The organism is Streptomyces sp. NPDC031426 (assembly GCF_055581585.1).
In genome coordinates this window covers 248699-264583 of the sequence record NZ_JBVIJE010000008.1, presented here as the reverse complement: position 1 = coordinate 264583, position 15885 = coordinate 248699, and the positions used below count along the sequence as shown (strand labels likewise).

The following is a 15885-nucleotide window of genomic DNA, read 5'->3' as shown; positions in this document are numbered from 1 at the left end:
TGATCGAGCCTGCCCGCGGCCGCCCGACCTGGTACGCCGCGGACAGGCAGCCGCGCAGGCCTCGAACGGACGTCGTACATGCCCGTGGTCACCGGCTACGCCCAACTGGTGACCGACTCGCATGAGCTGACTCGCTACCAGGAACTGCTCACCCCCAGGGTGAACCAGACCATGGACTTTGCCGTACGCATCCGACCCGACCTGATCACCGGGGTCCGGCTCACTGCGGACGAGGAGGGCGGCCCCGCCTGATCGCGGTCTCGTCTCCGACTGAAGGCGGCGTGAGAACCCTCCAGTTCTCACGCCGCCTTCAGTCGGAAACGGGCTCTGACTCGCCAGGCAACCTGTCAATCGTGGGGGACCACCCCGACCGGTGCGGTGGCATGGTGCAGCACCGCCTGGGCGACCGGGCCGATCACCGTGCCGATCGGTGTCCGGCGCCGGCGGCGGCCGATCACGACGAGGGACGCGTCGTGCGAGGCCTCCACGAGGTGCGAGCCGGCCTTGCCGATCACGGCCTGCTCTGTCACCTCGACGCCGGGGAACTTGTCCCGCCAGGGTTCCAGCGCCTCGGACAGGGCACGGTGCATCGCCCCGGTGAGTTCGTCGTGCAGTTCGCCGTTGAGGTCGCCGCCATTGTCGTAGTAGGGCAGTTCCGGGCTCCGGCCATGGACGACGCGCAGCCTCGCGGCACGCTGAGAGGCGGCTTCGAAGGCGAATTCGATCACGGTGTCGTTCGGAGCCGCAGAGTTGAGGCCCAGGACGACGTCCCGGAACGCTATGGCCCCGGACCCAACAGCACCAGGCTGGTGTTCGTCCTCGGAGCGCAGGCCGCCCCGCACGAGGACGACAGGCCGCCGGCTGCCCGCCACGACCGCCTGGGCGACGGACCCGACCAGGAATCCGGCTATACCGCCCAGGCCTCGAGATCCCAGCACCAGTAGGTCGGCTGTCCGAGCCGCGCCAAGCAAGGCGGTGACGGGTTCTTCGGTAAGACGGTCGGTGGTGATCCGCAGGCCCGGGTGGCGCCGCGCGATCGTCGCTTCGGCCTCGCGAAGCATGTGGTCCGCCCAGCGAATCTGCTCGTCCGGGCCCGGGGACGGCTGGGGTGCCCCGCCCAGGGGTGCGTAGAGCTGCCGCCCAAGGGCGTGGACCAAGTGCAGCGGGAGGTCCCGGAGCAGGGCTTCCCTGGCTGCCCATTCGGCGGCGGCCAGGCTCGCCGGGGATCCGTCCAGGCCTGCGGTGATGGTGCGGGGCATCTCGGCCTCCTTCAAAGTCACGAATTCAGTGTCATGACCGGCTACTTGGAACAGGAGAGGCCCCAGGTCCCTGTGCGGAGGCCGAGTGGCCCCCACGTGGGTGAACCGCGACGGCGATCGACGCAATTCACAACGCCCGCAGCCCGTGCTCCCGGAACTGCTCGCGCACGCGTTCCGTCAGCTCCGGATCGGGCACGGGCGTGTCGCGCAGCGGGAAGTCGATACCCAGGGCGTCGTACTTGTGGGCGCCGAGTTTGTGGAAGGGCAGGACGTCCACCCGGTCGACGTTGCTCAGCCCAGTTAGGAAGGCGCCGAGAGCGTCCACGGCGGACGGGTCGTCTGTCCAACCTGGGACGAGGACGTAACGGATGTACACGGGGACGGCCAGCCGGTCCAGGCGGGTGGCGAAGCTGAGCGTGGGGGCCAGCCGGCCGCCGGTGAGCTTGCGGTAGGTGGTGACGTCGAACGACTTGATGTCCAGTAGCACCAGCTCTGTGTCGGCGAGGAGTTCGTCGGAGGCACGCGTGCCGAGGAAGCCGGAGGTGTCCAGGGCCGTGTGAAGTCCTGCCTCCTTGCAGCGGTGCAGGAGGGAGCCGGTGAATGCCGGCTGGAGCAGCGGCTCCCCGCCGGTGATGGTCACCCCTCCCCCAGCCGTGGTCAGGAAGCCCCGGTACTTCTCGATCTCCCCCATGATCTTGTCGACCGAGGTCTCCCGGCCGTCGCGCATGTGCCAGGTGTCCGGATTGGCGCAGTACAGACAGCGCAACGGGCAGCCACTGACGAACACGACGAACCGGGTCCCGGGACCGTCCACGCCGGTGGACAGGTCCCAGGAGTGCACCCGCCCCGTGAGCGGTCCCGTTGCCGGGACCGCCTGCCGTGACGCGGAGGTCGCCGCGGTGTTCACAGCGACCCGTGGAAGGTGCGGCTGATCACGTCGAGCTGCTGCTCACGCGTGAGCCGGACGAAGTTGACCGCGTATCCGGAGACCCGGATCGTCAACTCGGGGTACTTCTCCGGGTGTTCCATGGCGTCCTCGAGCGTCGCCCGGTTCAGCACGTTGACGTTCATGTGGAACCCGCCGAAGGTCATGTACCCGTCGAGGATGCCGACCAGGTTTCCGGCCCGCTCAGTGGGATGGTGGCCCAGTCCCTCGGGCGTGATGGTCGTGGTCAGGGAGATTCCGTCGCGGGCCTCCTCGTACGGCAGCTTCGCCACCGACAGGGCCGAGGCGACGACACCGTGCCGGTCCCGGCCGTTCATCGGGTTGGCGCCGGGCGCGAAGGGCTGTCCGGCACGCCGCCCGTCGGGGGTGTTGCCGGTGTGCTTGCCGTAGACCACGTTCGAGGTGATCGTCAGGACCGACTGGGTGTGCTCGGCGTCCCGGTAGGTGGGGTGCTTGCGCACCTTGGCCATGAAGGATTCCACCAGGTCGACGGCGAGGCGGTCGGCGCGGTCGTCGTTGTTGCCGTACGCCGGGTACTCGCCCTCGACCTCGTAGTCCACGGCCAGCCCGGTTTCGTCCCGGATCACCTTCACACGGGCGTACTTGACGGCTGACAGGCTGTCGGCGACCACGGAGAGCCCGGCTATGCCGCATGCCATGTAGCGGTGAACGGGGTGGTTGTGCAGGGCCATCTCGATGCGCTCGTAGGCGTACTTGTCGTGCATGTAGTGGATGACGTTGAGCGTGTTGACGTACGTCCTCGCCAGCCAGTCCAGCATCCGGTCGTAGGCCGCCGACAGTTCCTCGTAGTCCAGGTACTCCCCTGTCAGGGCGGGCATCTCGGGTGCGATCTGCTCGCCGGTCATCTCGTCCCGGCCGCCGTTGATCGCGTACAGCAGGGCCTTGGCCAGGTTGACCCGGGCGCCGAAGAACTGCATCTGCCTGCCCACCGCCATCGCGGAGACGCAGCAGGCGATCGCGGTGTCGTCGCCGGTGCGCGGGCGCATCAGGTCGTCGGACTCGTACTGGATGGAGCTGGTGTCGATCGAGACCTGGGCGCAGAACCGCTTGAAGTCCTCGGGCAGCTGCGGCGACCACAGCACCGTGAGGTTCGGCTCCGGCGCGGGCCCGAGGTTGTAGAGCGTCTGCAGGAAGCGGAAGGAACTGCGGGTGACGAGTGTGCGGCCGTCGGTGCCGATGCCGCCGATGGACTCCGTCACCCAGGTCGGGTCGCCGGAGAACAGTTGGTCGTACTCGGGTGTGCGCAGGAAGCGCACGATCCGCAGCTTGATCACGAAGTCGTCGATCAGCTCCTGCGCCCGGGCCTCGTCGATACGGCCCTCGTCGAGATCGCGCTGGACGTAGATGTCCAGAAAGGTCGAGGTGCGGCCCAGCGACATCGCGGCGCCGTTCTGTTCCTTCACCGCGGCCAGGAAGCCGAGGTAGAGCCACTGCACGGCCTCGTGGGCGGTGGACGCGGGGCGGGTGACGTCACAGCCGTAGGAGGCTGCCATTCGCGCAAGCTCGCCCAACGCCCGAATCTGCTCCGCGAGTTCCTCGCGGTCACGGATGACGTGCGGGGCGGATGGCCGGCTGTCCAGCAGGGCGCGCTCGGCCTGCTTGGCCTCGATCAGCCGGTCGGTGCCGTACAGGGCGACGCGCCGGTAGTCACCGATGATCCGGCCGCGGCCGTAGGCGTCCGGGAGCCCGGTGATGATGCCGGCCTTGCGAGCGGCCCGCATCTCGGGGGTGTAGGCGTCGAAGACACCGTCGTTGTGGGTCTTGCGGTAAGTGCCGAAGACCCTGGTGACGAAGGGGTCGGGCTCGTATCCGTACGCCCTCAGGCCGTTCTCGACCATCCGGAGGCCGCCGTTCGGCATGATCGCGCGCTTCAGCGGGGCGTCGGTCTGGAGTCCGACGATCAGCTCGCGCTCCCGGTCGATGTAGCCGGGAGCGTGCGAGGTGATCGTCGACGGGGTGGAGGTGTCCACGTCGAGGATGCCCTTGCGCCGCTCCTCGGGGAACAGGGAGCTGACCTTGCGCCAGACGGCGAGCGTGCGCTCGGTCGGACCGGTCAGGAACTCCGGACCGCCTTCGTACGGCGTGTAGTTGGCCTGGATGAAGTCGCGTACGTCGATCCTCCCCCAGCCTTCGGCCGGGGGCACCCCCACGCGCCAGCGCCGGCCGGCGAATCCACGCCAGGCCTCGGCGGGTGCGTCCACGTCCGGACGGGTTGCCACGGTCATCACTGCCTCCGCATCGTTCGCGACACCGCACACGGATGGTTCCGTGAGCGGCTCCGCCGACGATGCTCCTCGCGTGCCCCGGCCCGGGGCAGGGCCGGCGGGAACCCGTCGCCGCGCCGTCCGGCCCCGCACCGTTGGGCCCTTCGGGCCAGGTCACGGCGCAGATCCCAGTGGTCAGGCGGAGAGGTGCAGGCCGTACATCGTGCGGCCCCCGACGAGTTCACGGCCGGTGACCAGTTCCGGCTCGATGCGCACGAAGACCTCCTCGGGCGAGGGAGCCCAGGAGCGCGGGCCGATCCGCTCCAGGCGTGCCACCTCGGCCGGATCCGTCACGATCTCGGCCCGGCCGGTGACGACGACGCTCCAGCCGGAGTGCGTCTCCACATCGGCCGCGTCCGCCTCGAACGCGACGACCGCGCCGTCGACGGCGCGGGCCAGCTCGGACGCCGCCGAGGTGCGCACCAGCACCGCTCCGTCGGCGTCCAGGCCGAAGTTGACCGGCACGACCGCGGGCAGCGCCTGGCGCGTGTAGACGATGCGGCCGATGGGAGCCGTCGCCAGGAGGCGCAGGCACTCGTGACGACCGAGTTCGCGGAAGCCATCGTTCGGGTACATGAGTCAGCCCGTCCTTCGCCCGGTGGGGGATCACACTCCATGCTGAGCCCGCCGGCAGGGGCTGAGGTGAGGGCCACGGGTCCCGCCTTGGCCGGAGAGCGGCCCGAGGAAACGTGGCGGCGAAGGGGGGCCGGACGGCCCTTCCGGCACGCCCATCGGCCCGGATTTCCTCTGACCATGGCCGAAACCCTCATCACGTTCGCACCCCGCCACACCGAGCGTGCCGTCCACGGGACGACCGTCCTGGAGCTGCGCGGTGAGATCGACATCCTCACGGCACCGCCCCTTGGAGCACGCCTGGACGATCTGACGGCCGTCGTTCTCCCCGACCTCGTCGTGGGCCTCCGTGCCGTGTACGGTCGGCTGCGTCTTGTCACCCTTCGAATTCTTTTTGGCGCGGGGCTGGATGGCGTGTTCGAAATGTACGACCACCTGCCCGAAGCCTTGGCTGCTGTGCCCGGCGGGGTCCTCACCGCCACAGCGGACTGATACGTCCGAGGGCGACCCGCAACCACACGGGGCCTTCGCAGTCGCCACGGCTCCAGGATCACGGCCACTCAGGCGGCCCGGTCGTTGAGCGTCACCACACCTGATCCGGTGCACGCCGCGGAGTGGCCGGGCCCTCCGGGCCGTACCCGAGGCGAATCAGCATCTGCGCGTGCCCGGTGAGGTCCGGTACGGGGCTCAGGTCGCGGCGCAGGTCGGGCCACTCCATCGGCTGGTGCAGCAGGGAGGCACGCACACCGTGCGCCGTGGCCACCAACAGGAGGTGCTGCAGCGCCTGTCCGGCGCGCAGCCAGTCGCTGCGCCGGTCGTGCTCGGTGGAAAGCAGGGCTACCACAGGATGGGACTCGAAGGGCTGGGCGGGGAGCCGCTCAGGGTGCCGTTGTGCGGTGAAGTCACGCAGGGGCAGCTGCTCGTGTGCGTCCTGCGGCCCCAGCGTCGTCTGCGGTATGCCGACTTCGCTGGAGTGGTCCGGGTCTCGGTGCACCCATCGGCGGCTCTCCGCTGCCCGGTCCGGGTCGGCGTGGTTGCGGTGTTCGGCCTCCGTGGCCACGCGCAGCAGCAGTGCCGTCTCGGCAGACCCGGAAAGGGTCAGTGAGGCCCCTTCCGTTTGGGCGGCTTCGGCGAGTTCGGCACGAACGTTCGGCGGAAGCGGCCTGCCGGAGAAGGGGAACCTGCTGCTGTGCCTGCGCCAGATCATCGGGTAGAGGTCGGGGCGGTGTCCCGCAGTGTGCCGCTGGCCCGTCCCGGACAGCCGAAGGGTGGCCAGCACGCTCGGGTCTTCAGGATCCGGCAGCAGGCGTACGACGGCTCCCCAGCCGAAGTGCGCCATTGCGACCCGGAGGTTGAAGACGGCGGCCCCCACCGACAGATGCAGAGCCCGCCCGACAGGATCGGCGTGGCGCAAGCCACGTTCTGGTACGGCGCGCACCTCCAGCGCGACGTTGTCCGGGTCGAGCCGGAAGCGCCACGGCTGGGTGTTGTAGATCGAGGGCGCGGCCCCGGCGGCCGAGATGCAGGCTTCCAGGGACGCGACGTCGACAGGCGCAGTTCGCATGAGGGGGCCTCCTCCCGTACGAAGTCGGACAGATACGGGTGCGCTACGAGGGTGAGAGCACCACAGCCGTACGGTGAGGGGCCGATGGTCCCCTTGGCAGGCCCGTTCAGGGCACACCGACCACTGCGCACGGGCACAGCACCACGGCGGGTCAACGAGCCGTACGGGTGCTGGGCCGAACGGCCCGCCGCCGGCCTGGGCTTGGCCCGATCGGCCCTCCGCTTCCACCTGACCGGCCCATGCCACCGCAAGGCCGCCGCTGTCACCTTCGTGTGTGTGACGACGAGGAGGTGCGGAGAGATGCGCGAGGACAGGCCCGCGAACAGGAAGCGCAAGCGAACGAGGGTACCGCTGTGGCGATGGCGGAGTAACCCGATCCGGCGTCGCGACGACGTCCTCGAGGCATGGCTCATGCTGGCCATATGGGTGCTCATCGCGGTGGGTGGCACGGCGGTCGGGGTGGTGACGGCCCATGCGGCCGACCAGGTCTTCGCCCAGCAACGGGCCGATCGGACCCCCGTCCGCGCCCTTCTCCTCGATGACGTCCCGCGCACCGCGACCTCGGGGATGGGCAGAGACCTGGCATCGGCAAGGGTCCGCTGGACGAACTCGGACGGCTCCGCGCACAGCGGCATGACGCTGGTGACCACCGGGAAGAAGGCCGGCTCCACGGTCAGGATCTGGATCGACGCCCATGGGAAGCTGAGTACACAGCCGCCCACGCCCGGCAGGGCGGCCGTCGAGGCGGGGCTGTTCGGAGCCTCCGCCGCCCTCGCCCTGAGCGGCGTGGTGTTCGGGATCGGGAGCGTCGGCCGTGGGTACCTCGACCGTCGGCGCATCAAGGAGTGGGACAGGGAGTGGACCCTGGTCGGGCCGCAGTGGGGCCACAAGACCAGTTGACCGTCGGACCCCATGCACGAGCGACCTCGGTCATGCCGTCGGAGAGGGACGCCACCGCCGAGGTGGCGTCCCTCCGGGCGTTCATCACCTGCAGACTGTTGATGGTCTGCGACATCATGCTCGTGCCGAGCGGCCTCGGTGGGTAGCGGGCTTGATCCCGCCGGACAGCGACTGCGACTGCGCCGGAACCGCGGACATCCTTGCCCCCGGGAATGTCGTGGACCCAGCGGACGTCGGGCAGCCCGACATCTGCGACCGCTGTTACCGCGGGGCACTCGGAAAGTGTGCCGCCAGCGCCGGCGCGGTCGCCACGTCGAGGCCCGGGGAAGCGGCTCCACGGCTTTCCCGCCGATGCGAAGACTGCGGTGAGGTGAAGGACGTGAAGACGGCCCGGCCCCTCGACACCCTCTGCCGCACCTGCTACCAGCGCCGCCACCGCATCCCGACCATGTCTGCGCTGCGGCACCGACCAGGTCCGGTCGGTCGCACCGGGGACACGCCTCCCCTGGTCGCCGGCAGGCCGACGCGGAAGCACGCTCCCTCCTGCCAGGGTCGGCGCCGAGCCGGCCCAGAAGCGCCGCAAGTGGCGGGAAGGACCCTTTGGGATGCGGAGAAGCGGCCGGCAGCCGTGCACCGCGCGATCCGGACCCGCGAGAAGCGGTGGCCCTTCCCGTCCAGCCTTGCCATGGCCAGCGCGGGAGCAGCTGATCCAGCGCATGGGCCGAAGTACCCGAGCCGGGTCCGGGCGGCCCGTGGCGCGCGTACGCAAGGGCGCGCAGGCTGGGATCAGCAGCCCACGAAGGGAGCCGATGCGATGACCTCCGCGACCACCATGACCACGGCTCTGGAGCCGGTGCACCGCGAACGGCTGATGGGCCTCGCCCATGAGGTCTCCTTCCCGGCCGGGACCCGCCTGTTCGAGGAGGGCCACCGGGCCGACCGCTTCTGGATCGTGCGCACCGGCACCGTCGCCCTCGACCTGCACGTGCCCGGTCGGCGCCCCGCCGTCATCGAGACGCTCGGACACGGCGAGCTGGTGGGCTGGTCCTGGCACCTCCCGCCGCACATCTGGCACCTCGGGGCCGAGGCGATGAGCCCGGTACGGGCCTGGGAGTTCGACGCGGAGGCGGTGCGCTCGATGTGCGCCGCCGACGCCGAGTTCGGGCGGGCCGTAGCGGTGTGGGTGGGACGCGTGGTCGCTCAGCGGCTGCACGCCTCGCGTGTCCGACTGCTCGACCTCTACGCCCCGTACGGCAGCGGAGGCCTGACGTGACCGCCCGGGCGCCCGGCCCTGCCGTGGAATTCGAGGAGGAGAGCATGGACAGCAGCCCGCACCGGGGAGCGACGTGATGACGCGTGCCGCCGTCGCGGTGGGCCGCAAGGCTGTGTTCAAGGACGTCGTCGAGCGCATGGAACAGTGGCAGGTCAGCGCCCTTCCTGTGCTGGAGGGCGACGGCCGGGTGATCGGGGTGGTCTCCGAGGCCGATCTGCTGCCCAAGGAGGAGTTCCGGACAGCGACCCGGACCGGTCGACCCAGCTGCGCCGGCTGCCCGACCTCGCCAAGGCCGGGGCGGTATGCGCGGAGAAGCTGATGAGCACGCCGGCCGTCACCGTCCACGCGGACGCGACACTCGCCGAGGCGGCCCGCATCATGGCGCTGCGGCACGTCAAACGGCTGCCCGTGGTGAGCTCCGAGGGCGTAACCAGTCCCCCGCGAACCGGCGCATCGACCTGGACCCTGCTGAGGCGCTGCGGTTGCTGGGCAGCGTATCGCTGGGGAGAATCGTCTTCACCCCGGCCGGCCTTGCGCACGGTCCGCCCCGTCAACCACGCCCTGGACAGTGGGGACATCGTCATCCGCACCCAGGAAGGCGCGGCCCTGACGTCCCGCGCCGAGGAGGCCGACGATCTGCTGCGGAACCAGTGTTCCGGCGCGAACGACGAGGGACGTGGGCTGGGCTCCGGCACGGTGCCGGAGTTTGAGGCGGCTCAGATCCTCACTCTGAAATGATCGCCGGGCCACCTCCCGGTCACCGGCCCCGGCTGCGATCAGGCCAACTGCTGCGAGCCTGACTTGCTCGCGCCGAGCCCCCTCCGTGCGTGCGGATGCCGACAGCAGCCTGTACGGGGGCTCAGACGGGCTCGGGTACGACCACCACCGGGCAGGCCGCATGGTGCAGCACGCCGTGGGCGACTCGGCCGAGTTGGAGCCCGAAGTGGCCCTGGCGTCGTCGGGCACCGACGACGAGCAGGTCGGCCTCGCGGGACACCGCGATCAGGGCGTCCCTTGCGTAGCCCTCGACCGTGCGCCGCTGTACCCGCAAGTCGGCCGGGGCTTCCCGCAGCGCTTCTTCCACCAGGTCCGCGGCCTGCTGCTCCTCCAGGTGGGCGGGGCCGCCGACGATCAGGGGATGTGCGGGAGGCTCGTGCAGCGGTCGGCGCCAAGCGCGTACGGTTTCCAGCGGGACTCCGCGCAGCAGGGCCTCCTCGATCGCGAATCGTGCCGCGGCCGAACCCGCCGGTTTCTCTCCCACCCCGAGCACGATGCGGCCGTGTGTCACCGAGCGTGCCCGGTTGTCGTGGCTTCCCCGGAGCACGATCACCGGGCAGTGGGCGTGTCCCGCTACGGCGACACCGACCGAGCCGAGGAGGGCCTCCGTCACCCCGCTGCGGCCACGGCAGCCCAGCACCATCGCGAGGGCGCTGCGGCTCTCGCGTACCAGGCCGTATTCCGGTTCCTCCGGCAGCACATCGGTGGTGACCTTCACGCCTGGTTGCCGGTGACGGGCCCGCCGCTCGGCGGTCCGGACGATGTCCTCGGCCATCACCTCTTCGGACGGCCTGCCGAGGTCGGTGGCCATGGAAGCGCCCTCGTAGCGCTCCCAGAGCGAGGCGTACACCAGCCTGAGCGACGCCCCGCGCAGGGCGGCCTCGTCGGCCGCCCAGTCCACGGCCCGCAGGCTCGGCTCGGAGCCGTCGACGCCGACGACCACGGGCAGCTCCAGGGGCTCCCCGTAGGCATGTGCGGCTGATGCACTCATGGCTTCTCCTTCTCCGGAGCGGTGGTCAGCTGTGGGCGACGACCGCGACGGGAGCGGCGATGTGGTGCAGGGCGGAGTGGGCGACATGGCCGATGCGGGCACCGAACGACCGGGTGCGGATGCGCCGGCCCACGACCACCAGGGAGGCGTCACGGGAGTCGTCGACGAGAACCTGCGCGGCGCTGCCGCACCGGCTCGTCTCGATCACCTCGACGTCAGGGAACTTCTGCCGCCATGGATGCAGCACCTTGCTCAGGAGAGTGGCCTGTCCGCGTTCGAGGGAGTCGTAGAGTTCGGCATCGCCGGCGAAGCGGTAGAAGGAGGTCGGCGGCTCGGGCCAGGCGTGGACGACCCGCAGGGTGGCTTTCCGCCGGGCGGCGGCGTCGAAGGCGAACGCCATCAGGGTGTCGTCCGCTTGGGCGGTGTCAAGCCCCAGCACGACGGGCCGGAAGGGCGCCGCAGCGGACGGCACACCCGCCGGATCCCTCTCGCGCTCATCGGCGGCCCGCTCTCCCGCCCGCACCAGCACAACCGGCCGCTCGGCGCGGGCGACCACGCCCAGGCTCACCGAGCCCACCATGAACCCCTCCAGCCCACCGAGGGCCCGCGAGCCCAGGACCAGCAACTCGGCAAAGCCCGCCGCCTCGCACAGGACGTCGGCCGGGGTCCCGGTCAGCTGCTCGGTGATCACCTCGATGCCCGGGTGGCGAAGCCGGATGCCGTCCGCGGATTCGCTCGTCACCTGCGCTGCCCAGTGCCGGTAAGCGTCGGGATCCAGCAGTGGAGTCCGGGCCACGAACCTGGGAGTCGGCTCCGAGACGCACATGATCTTGAGGGGCAGGCCGCGCAGCAGCGCTTCTCGCGCCGCCCACTCGGCTGCGGCCCGGCTCTCGGGCGAGTCGTCGACACCTACGGTGACGGTGCGGGACATGGTCTCCACCTCCAGGGCGAGGGTTCCGACACCAGCGTGGCGTCGCGGTGCCGAGGGGATCAGGGGCCACACGGCCCCATCAGGGCCCGACCGACCCTGTGCGGCCGGAAGCGTCCCACTTGCAGCCAGGAAGCCGCACGGGCCCGAAAGCAGCCGGACTCAGTCGGCCGTGAGCAGGTTCTTCACCTCGACGACGTCGGCGATCCCCTCGACCTCCGCCACCAGCCGGGACATCGTCGCCGACGGCAGCCTCCCGGTCAGCTCCACGATCCCGTCGTGCACGGTCACGACGACACCCTGCCGGTCAGCCGGTGGGCAGCAGGCTTCGAGCGTGGCCTGAACTTCCGCACGGATACTGGAATCATCCCTGATCAGCGCCTGCAACAACGCGTCACGACGCACGACGCCCACGAGTCGGCCGCTGCGATCGGTGACGGGCATCCGCTTCACCCGGGACAACGCGGCGAGCCAGGCGGCCTCGGCCACCGTCGTGCCCGGCAGTACCGTGATCGCGGGACTCGTCATCAGGTCGGCGGCCGTCTCGCCCCGGGCCTTGTCGTGCATCCGGCGTTCGCGCAGTCTGCCGATGCGTCCGGGCCGGTGGCCGGAGGCCTCGAACGCGACCTTGGCCAGCAGATCGGACTCCGAGACGACGCCTACGACATGGTCCTCGGTGTCCACGACCGGGAGCGCGCCCACCTGCTCGCGGGCCAGCAGCCGGGCGATGTCGCGATACGCCTGGTCCTCGCAGAAGGAGGCGGCGGGCACGTCCATCACGTCCCGCACGAGTGGCATACCGGGTTCCTGCGGGAGGCCTGGCCGCCGCGTGGGCGTCACGGCCGACGGTGCCCGCTCCTCGGTGTCCGAGTTCTCGGCCGCACTGCCGGAGTGCTTGGCCGCGGCTGAGGCGACCGCACCCAGGTAGCGGAGCAGCATGTCCTGCCGAGCCGCTTCTCCCGGGCTCCAGGCATGTGCGGGCACACCCTGCCGAGCATCGGCCTCCGCGCGGAAGTTCTCGTGCGCGTTCACAGCGGCCTCCTGACTCCGTCGAGTCGCCTACCGTCCCAGTCTCCCGTTCTCGCCACCCGTGCCAAGAGCCGAACGGCCCTGGTGGAACGACGTAAGGGCCCTATCCGGTGCGAGGTGGGCCAGGAACGGTGAAACTGGAGGAGCACCGACCGGCAGGAGGCTGCCGATGAGCCTGCGGGACTTCCTGGAGCGGTTCCGTCCGGCGGGGACGCCGGGGGCGTCCGCAACCGGCGTGCCTGCCAACCGCATGGCGGAGCGCACGGCGGAACTGGAGCCTGCTCTTGCTCGGCTGACTGATGTTCAGCAGCAGGCGGCACGGATCCGGGCCGCCGCGGAGGAGACGGCAGAAGCCCTTCGACAGAACGCCGTACGGGAAGCGGAACATCTCCTGGCGGACGCGCGGGAGCAGGCTCCAGACGTTCGCCGGCAGGCCGCGGAACCCCTCCTCCGAGAAGCCCGGCAGGAGGCCGACGCGCTACGCGCAGCCGGAGACCGTACGGCCTCGGCGATCCGCGAGCGGGCAAGGGAATGCATGCCGCACCTGGTGGACCTCGCCGTGACCGACGCCATGAGACCGGCGAGCGGGACGGCGGCAGAGCCGTGAGTGCCGGCTGGGTCGCCGGAGCGGTGCGGGCGCAAGCCCTCGTCGCACGGTATCCGGGCGCCGAGGGGGCACGTGAGATCGCGCGCGGTCCGACCCTCGACGAAGCTCGGCAGCGCCTTGCCACGACGCCGTACGCACGGTACACGCGGACGACCGCGGGCCTTCCCGATGCTCAGCGGGCGGTGGCCGCCGGCCTCCTGTGGCATCTGCGGGTGCTGGCCGGATGGCTGCCGCCCGGCGGCGCCCGCCTGCTGGTTCCGCTCGCGGCGGGATTCGAGATCGCCAACGTGGTGTCCCGGCTGCAGGCACCGGAAGGTCGGCGCCCCGAGGCACCGGAGCCATACCGGCTCGGTGCCCTGGAGACGGCCTGGCGGAGTCTGGAACGTGCCGGGACGCTCGCGGAACTGCGGGCGGCGCTCGCCGCCTCGCCCTGGGGTGACCCAGGCGACGACACTCCGTGGGCCCTGGTCACAGGCATGCGCATGGCCGCAGCGCGGCGCACCGCCGTGTCCGTCCCGTCCGCACACCGCTGGGCTCAGGGGCGTGCAGTGCTGCTGACCGCGCGGGAACTCTTCGTGCACCACCGCTCTCTCACGCAGTCCGTGCGTCGCGATGCGGCACGACTGCTCGGGACACGGGCGTCGGCCGCCTCGTCCTACCAGGAGTTCCGCGACAGCCTTCCCTCAGCCGCCCAATGGGTCCTGGCGGAGATCGACGAGCCCGGTGAGCTGTGGCGGGCCGAGACCCGCTGGTGGCGGACGGTACAGACCGAGGGCGCGGCGATGCTGCGCCAGGGCCGGTACGGGCCCGTGGTCGTCGTCGGCGCGGTCGCGTTGTTGTCCGTGGACGCCTGGCGGGTACGGGCCGCGCTGGAGTCCGCGGCACGGGGTGGACGGCCCGGAGAGGCGTTCGATGCCCTGGTCTGAGGCGATGACACCGGTCCGGATGCGCCGCGTGGCGGTGGTCGTACCGCAGACGGGCCTGCGAGACGCGCTGGTGCGGATCGCCGAGGAGGGCTGCGTGGAACTGGACCGCGCCGAGGAGGCGGCTCCGGGGGCGGCGGCCGTGCGGCTGCAGCGGTTGCGCGGACAGGGAACGACATCCGAGTCCGAGAGCGCCGCTCCAGCTGTACTGGCCGTCACTGCGCCCGATCTCGACATGCTCGACCATCGGCGCCAGGTCGCCCTGCTGGCCGGTGAGGCCCAGCTGGAGGAGCGTGCGCAGGGCGCCGTGCGGCAGGGGGAGGTGGCCGCGCTGGCCGGATGGTGCCCGGCCGCCGAGGTACCGCGCGTCGCGTGCCGACTGGCCGCGGCGGGCGGCGCGCTGTTGCCGTTGCCCCTGCCGCGCGGCACGGATCCGCCGACACTGCTGCGCTCGGGCCGGGCCGCCTCCTTCGCTCCCCTGGTGTCGACGTACGGCACACCGGCCTACGCGGATCTCGACCCCTCGTGGCCTGCCGGCCTGTCCTACCTCGTGTTGTTCGGGATCATGTTCGGTGACGTGGGGCACGGCGCGCTGCTGGTGCTCGGCGCGTTCGCTCTGCGCCTGGGGTGGCCCCGCCCCTTGACGCGATTCACCCGGCTGTGGCCGTTCCTGGCGGGCGCGGGAGTCGCCGCCATGGTCGCGGGCGCCGCCTACGGCGAGTTCTTCGGGCCGACCGGGCTGCTGCCGGTGCTGTGGCTGAGCCCGCTGGACGAGCCCGCCCGCCTGCTGGCCGCCGCAGTGGTCTTCGGGGCCGGTCTGCTGGTGCTCGCCCATGCCGCGGGCGCGGTGAACCGCGTGCGTGAGAAGGGCTGGGCCGTGGGCCTGTACGCGGCTTCCGGCTGTGCCGGGCTGCTGTTCTACCTGGGGCTCGCGCTGGCCGCGGCGGGCCTGCTCCTGCGCTGGCAGGCCTTGGCAGTGGCCGGGGCCGCGTGCGCCGCGGCCGGGCTGGCGCTGGTGGCGTTCGGCTTGTTCCGGGCGACGGCGGGCGGCGGCGCGGGAGTCGCCGAGACGGTGGTGCGGCTGTTCGACGTCGTGCTGCGTACCGGCACCAACACCCTGTCGTTCGCCCGGCTCGCGGCCTTCGGTCTCACCCATGCCGCGCTCGCCGACCTGGTGTGGCGCGGCACCACGGCCCTGTCGGGGCGTGGCGCCGCCGGTGTCGCGGGCGCCGCTGTGTTGTTCGTCGTGGGCACGACCGTCTCCTTCGGCGTGGAGGCACTGGTGGCCGGCGTGCAGGCCTTGCGGCTGGAGTTCTACGAACTCTTCTCCCGGCTCTTCGAGACCGAGGGCCGCCCGTTCCGTCCCTGGCACGTTCCCCCGGCGGAACCTGCCGACCCCGCTGCGAAGGTGATCGCATGCTCACCTGGCTGATCGTCCTGCCGGTCCTGGTCTCGGTGCTCGGTGCCGTCCGGTTGCTGCGGCGGCGCCGGACGAGACACGCCTTCCGCTGGCTCCTGGCCACGAACCTCGCTCTGCTGGGCGGCGCCCTGGTCGTCCTCGCCACGGCGCTGACGGGGCCCGCGCAGGCTTCGGCGCGGGCCGCCGCATCCGGTGGAGTCAACGGATCCGCCTTGATCGGTGCGGCCATCGCGGTGGCCGGAGCGTCGATAGGAGCCGCGATAGCCGTCGCCTACACCGGCGCCGCGGCACTGGCCGCGCTGAGCGAACGACCGGAGATGTTCGGCCGGGCCATGGTGATCGTCGGACTGGCGGAAGGCATTGCCGTGTACGGGCTCGTCGTCGCGATCCTGCTGATCGGAAAGGCCTGA

Annotated in this window: 15 protein-coding genes and 3 pseudogenes; 10 read left to right on the top strand and 8 right to left on the bottom strand. The window is 71.1% G+C overall.

Annotation, left to right across the window (positions count from 1 at the left end):
- Nucleotides 1-84 precede the first annotated feature (84 nt).
- Nucleotides 85-252, top strand: a pseudogene (locus tag ACZ5NH_RS19010) (pyridoxamine 5'-phosphate oxidase family protein); the annotation flags it as partial.
- A gap of 95 nt (nt 253-347) precedes the next feature.
- On the opposite strand, the gene ACZ5NH_RS19005 reads toward ACZ5NH_RS19010, so the two are convergent.
- The 4 genes from ACZ5NH_RS19005 to ACZ5NH_RS18990 all read right to left on the bottom strand — a co-directional run bounded on the left by ACZ5NH_RS19005 (nt 348) and on the right by ACZ5NH_RS18990 (nt 5066).
- Nucleotides 348-1259, bottom strand: a complete 912-nt coding sequence (locus ACZ5NH_RS19005; RefSeq protein ID WP_468776941.1) for a universal stress protein — start codon at nt 1257-1259, stop codon at nt 348-350.
- Nucleotides 1260-1386: 127 nt separating this feature from the next.
- On the bottom strand, nt 1387-2166 hold the full coding sequence (pflA, locus tag ACZ5NH_RS19000; RefSeq protein ID WP_468776643.1) for a pyruvate formate-lyase-activating protein: 780 nt from the start codon (nt 2164-2166) through the stop codon (nt 1387-1389).
- Nucleotides 2163-4451, bottom strand: a complete 2289-nt coding sequence (gene pflB / locus ACZ5NH_RS18995; RefSeq protein WP_468776641.1) for a formate C-acetyltransferase — start codon at nt 4449-4451, stop codon at nt 2163-2165. Before pflB ends, pflA begins: the two co-directional genes overlap by 4 nt.
- 174 nt (nt 4452-4625) lie before the next feature.
- On the bottom strand, nt 4626-5066 hold the full coding sequence (locus ACZ5NH_RS18990) for a pyridoxamine 5'-phosphate oxidase family protein (protein ID WP_388628855.1): 441 nt from the start codon (nt 5064-5066) through the stop codon (nt 4626-4628).
- A gap of 177 nt (nt 5067-5243) precedes the next feature.
- On the opposite strand from ACZ5NH_RS18990, the gene ACZ5NH_RS18985 reads away from it, so the two are divergent.
- A complete protein-coding gene (locus ACZ5NH_RS18985) occupies nt 5244-5555 on the top strand; it encodes an STAS domain-containing protein (protein ID WP_468776639.1) in 312 nt (103 codons plus the stop codon).
- 91 nt (nt 5556-5646) lie between these two features.
- On the opposite strand, the gene ACZ5NH_RS18980 is transcribed toward ACZ5NH_RS18985, so the two are convergent.
- A complete protein-coding gene (locus tag ACZ5NH_RS18980) occupies nt 5647-6627 on the bottom strand; it encodes an Acg family FMN-binding oxidoreductase (RefSeq protein WP_468776638.1) in 981 nt (326 codons plus the stop codon).
- Between the two features lie 300 nt (nt 6628-6927).
- Between ACZ5NH_RS18980 and ACZ5NH_RS18975 the strand changes: the two genes are divergently transcribed.
- The 4 genes and pseudogenes from ACZ5NH_RS18975 to ACZ5NH_RS18960 form a co-directional block, all read left to right on the top strand.
- Nucleotides 6928-7527, top strand: coding sequence for an Rv1733c family protein (locus ACZ5NH_RS18975; protein WP_468776636.1), 600 nt, complete (start codon nt 6928-6930; stop codon nt 7525-7527).
- Between the two features lie 814 nt (nt 7528-8341).
- Entirely contained in the window at nt 8342-8800 is a 459-nt protein-coding gene (locus ACZ5NH_RS18970; RefSeq protein WP_468776634.1) for a Crp/Fnr family transcriptional regulator, read from the top strand.
- Between the two features lie 76 nt (nt 8801-8876).
- Nucleotides 8877-9229, top strand: a pseudogene (locus tag ACZ5NH_RS18965) (CBS domain-containing protein); the annotation flags it as partial.
- A gap of 23 nt (nt 9230-9252) precedes the next feature.
- Nucleotides 9253-9433: pseudogene (locus ACZ5NH_RS18960) on the top strand (pyridoxamine 5'-phosphate oxidase family protein); the annotation flags it as partial.
- A 226-nt stretch (nt 9434-9659) separates the two neighbouring features.
- On the opposite strand, the gene ACZ5NH_RS18955 reads toward ACZ5NH_RS18960, so the two are convergent.
- The 3 genes from ACZ5NH_RS18955 to ACZ5NH_RS18945 all read right to left on the bottom strand — a co-directional run bounded on the left by ACZ5NH_RS18955 (nt 9660) and on the right by ACZ5NH_RS18945 (nt 12528).
- Nucleotides 9660-10568 (bottom strand): universal stress protein, encoded by a 909-nt coding sequence (locus ACZ5NH_RS18955; RefSeq protein ID WP_468776632.1) that lies wholly within the window; start codon nt 10566-10568, stop codon nt 9660-9662.
- A 25-nt stretch (nt 10569-10593) separates the two neighbouring features.
- Nucleotides 10594-11499, bottom strand: coding sequence for a universal stress protein (locus ACZ5NH_RS18950; RefSeq protein ID WP_468776631.1), 906 nt, complete (start codon nt 11497-11499; stop codon nt 10594-10596).
- 159 nt (nt 11500-11658) lie between these two features.
- Complete coding sequence (locus ACZ5NH_RS18945; protein ID WP_468776629.1) at nt 11659-12528, bottom strand: CBS domain-containing protein; 870 nt, start codon at nt 12526-12528, stop codon at nt 11659-11661.
- A 166-nt stretch (nt 12529-12694) separates the two neighbouring features.
- On the opposite strand from ACZ5NH_RS18945, the gene ACZ5NH_RS18940 reads away from it, so the two are divergent.
- From ACZ5NH_RS18940 to ACZ5NH_RS18925, 4 genes are read left to right on the top strand one after another with little or no spacing between them, the layout of a single operon-like run.
- Nucleotides 12695-13132, top strand: coding sequence for a hypothetical protein (locus ACZ5NH_RS18940; protein ID WP_468776627.1), 438 nt, complete (start codon nt 12695-12697; stop codon nt 13130-13132).
- The gene (locus ACZ5NH_RS18935) at nt 13129-14058 is read left to right on the top strand and encodes a hypothetical protein (protein ID WP_468776626.1); all 930 of its coding nucleotides are present in this window, start codon (nt 13129-13131) and stop codon (nt 14056-14058) included. Before ACZ5NH_RS18940 ends, ACZ5NH_RS18935 begins: the two co-directional genes overlap by 4 nt.
- The gene (locus tag ACZ5NH_RS18930; protein ID WP_468776623.1) at nt 14045-15487 is read left to right on the top strand and encodes a V-type ATPase 116kDa subunit family protein; all 1443 of its coding nucleotides are present in this window, start codon (nt 14045-14047) and stop codon (nt 15485-15487) included. The genes ACZ5NH_RS18935 and ACZ5NH_RS18930 overlap by 14 nt, the downstream gene beginning before the upstream one ends.
- Entirely contained in the window at nt 15472-15885 is a 414-nt protein-coding gene (locus tag ACZ5NH_RS18925; RefSeq protein WP_451557437.1) for an ATP synthase subunit C, read from the top strand. The genes ACZ5NH_RS18930 and ACZ5NH_RS18925 overlap by 16 nt, the downstream gene beginning before the upstream one ends.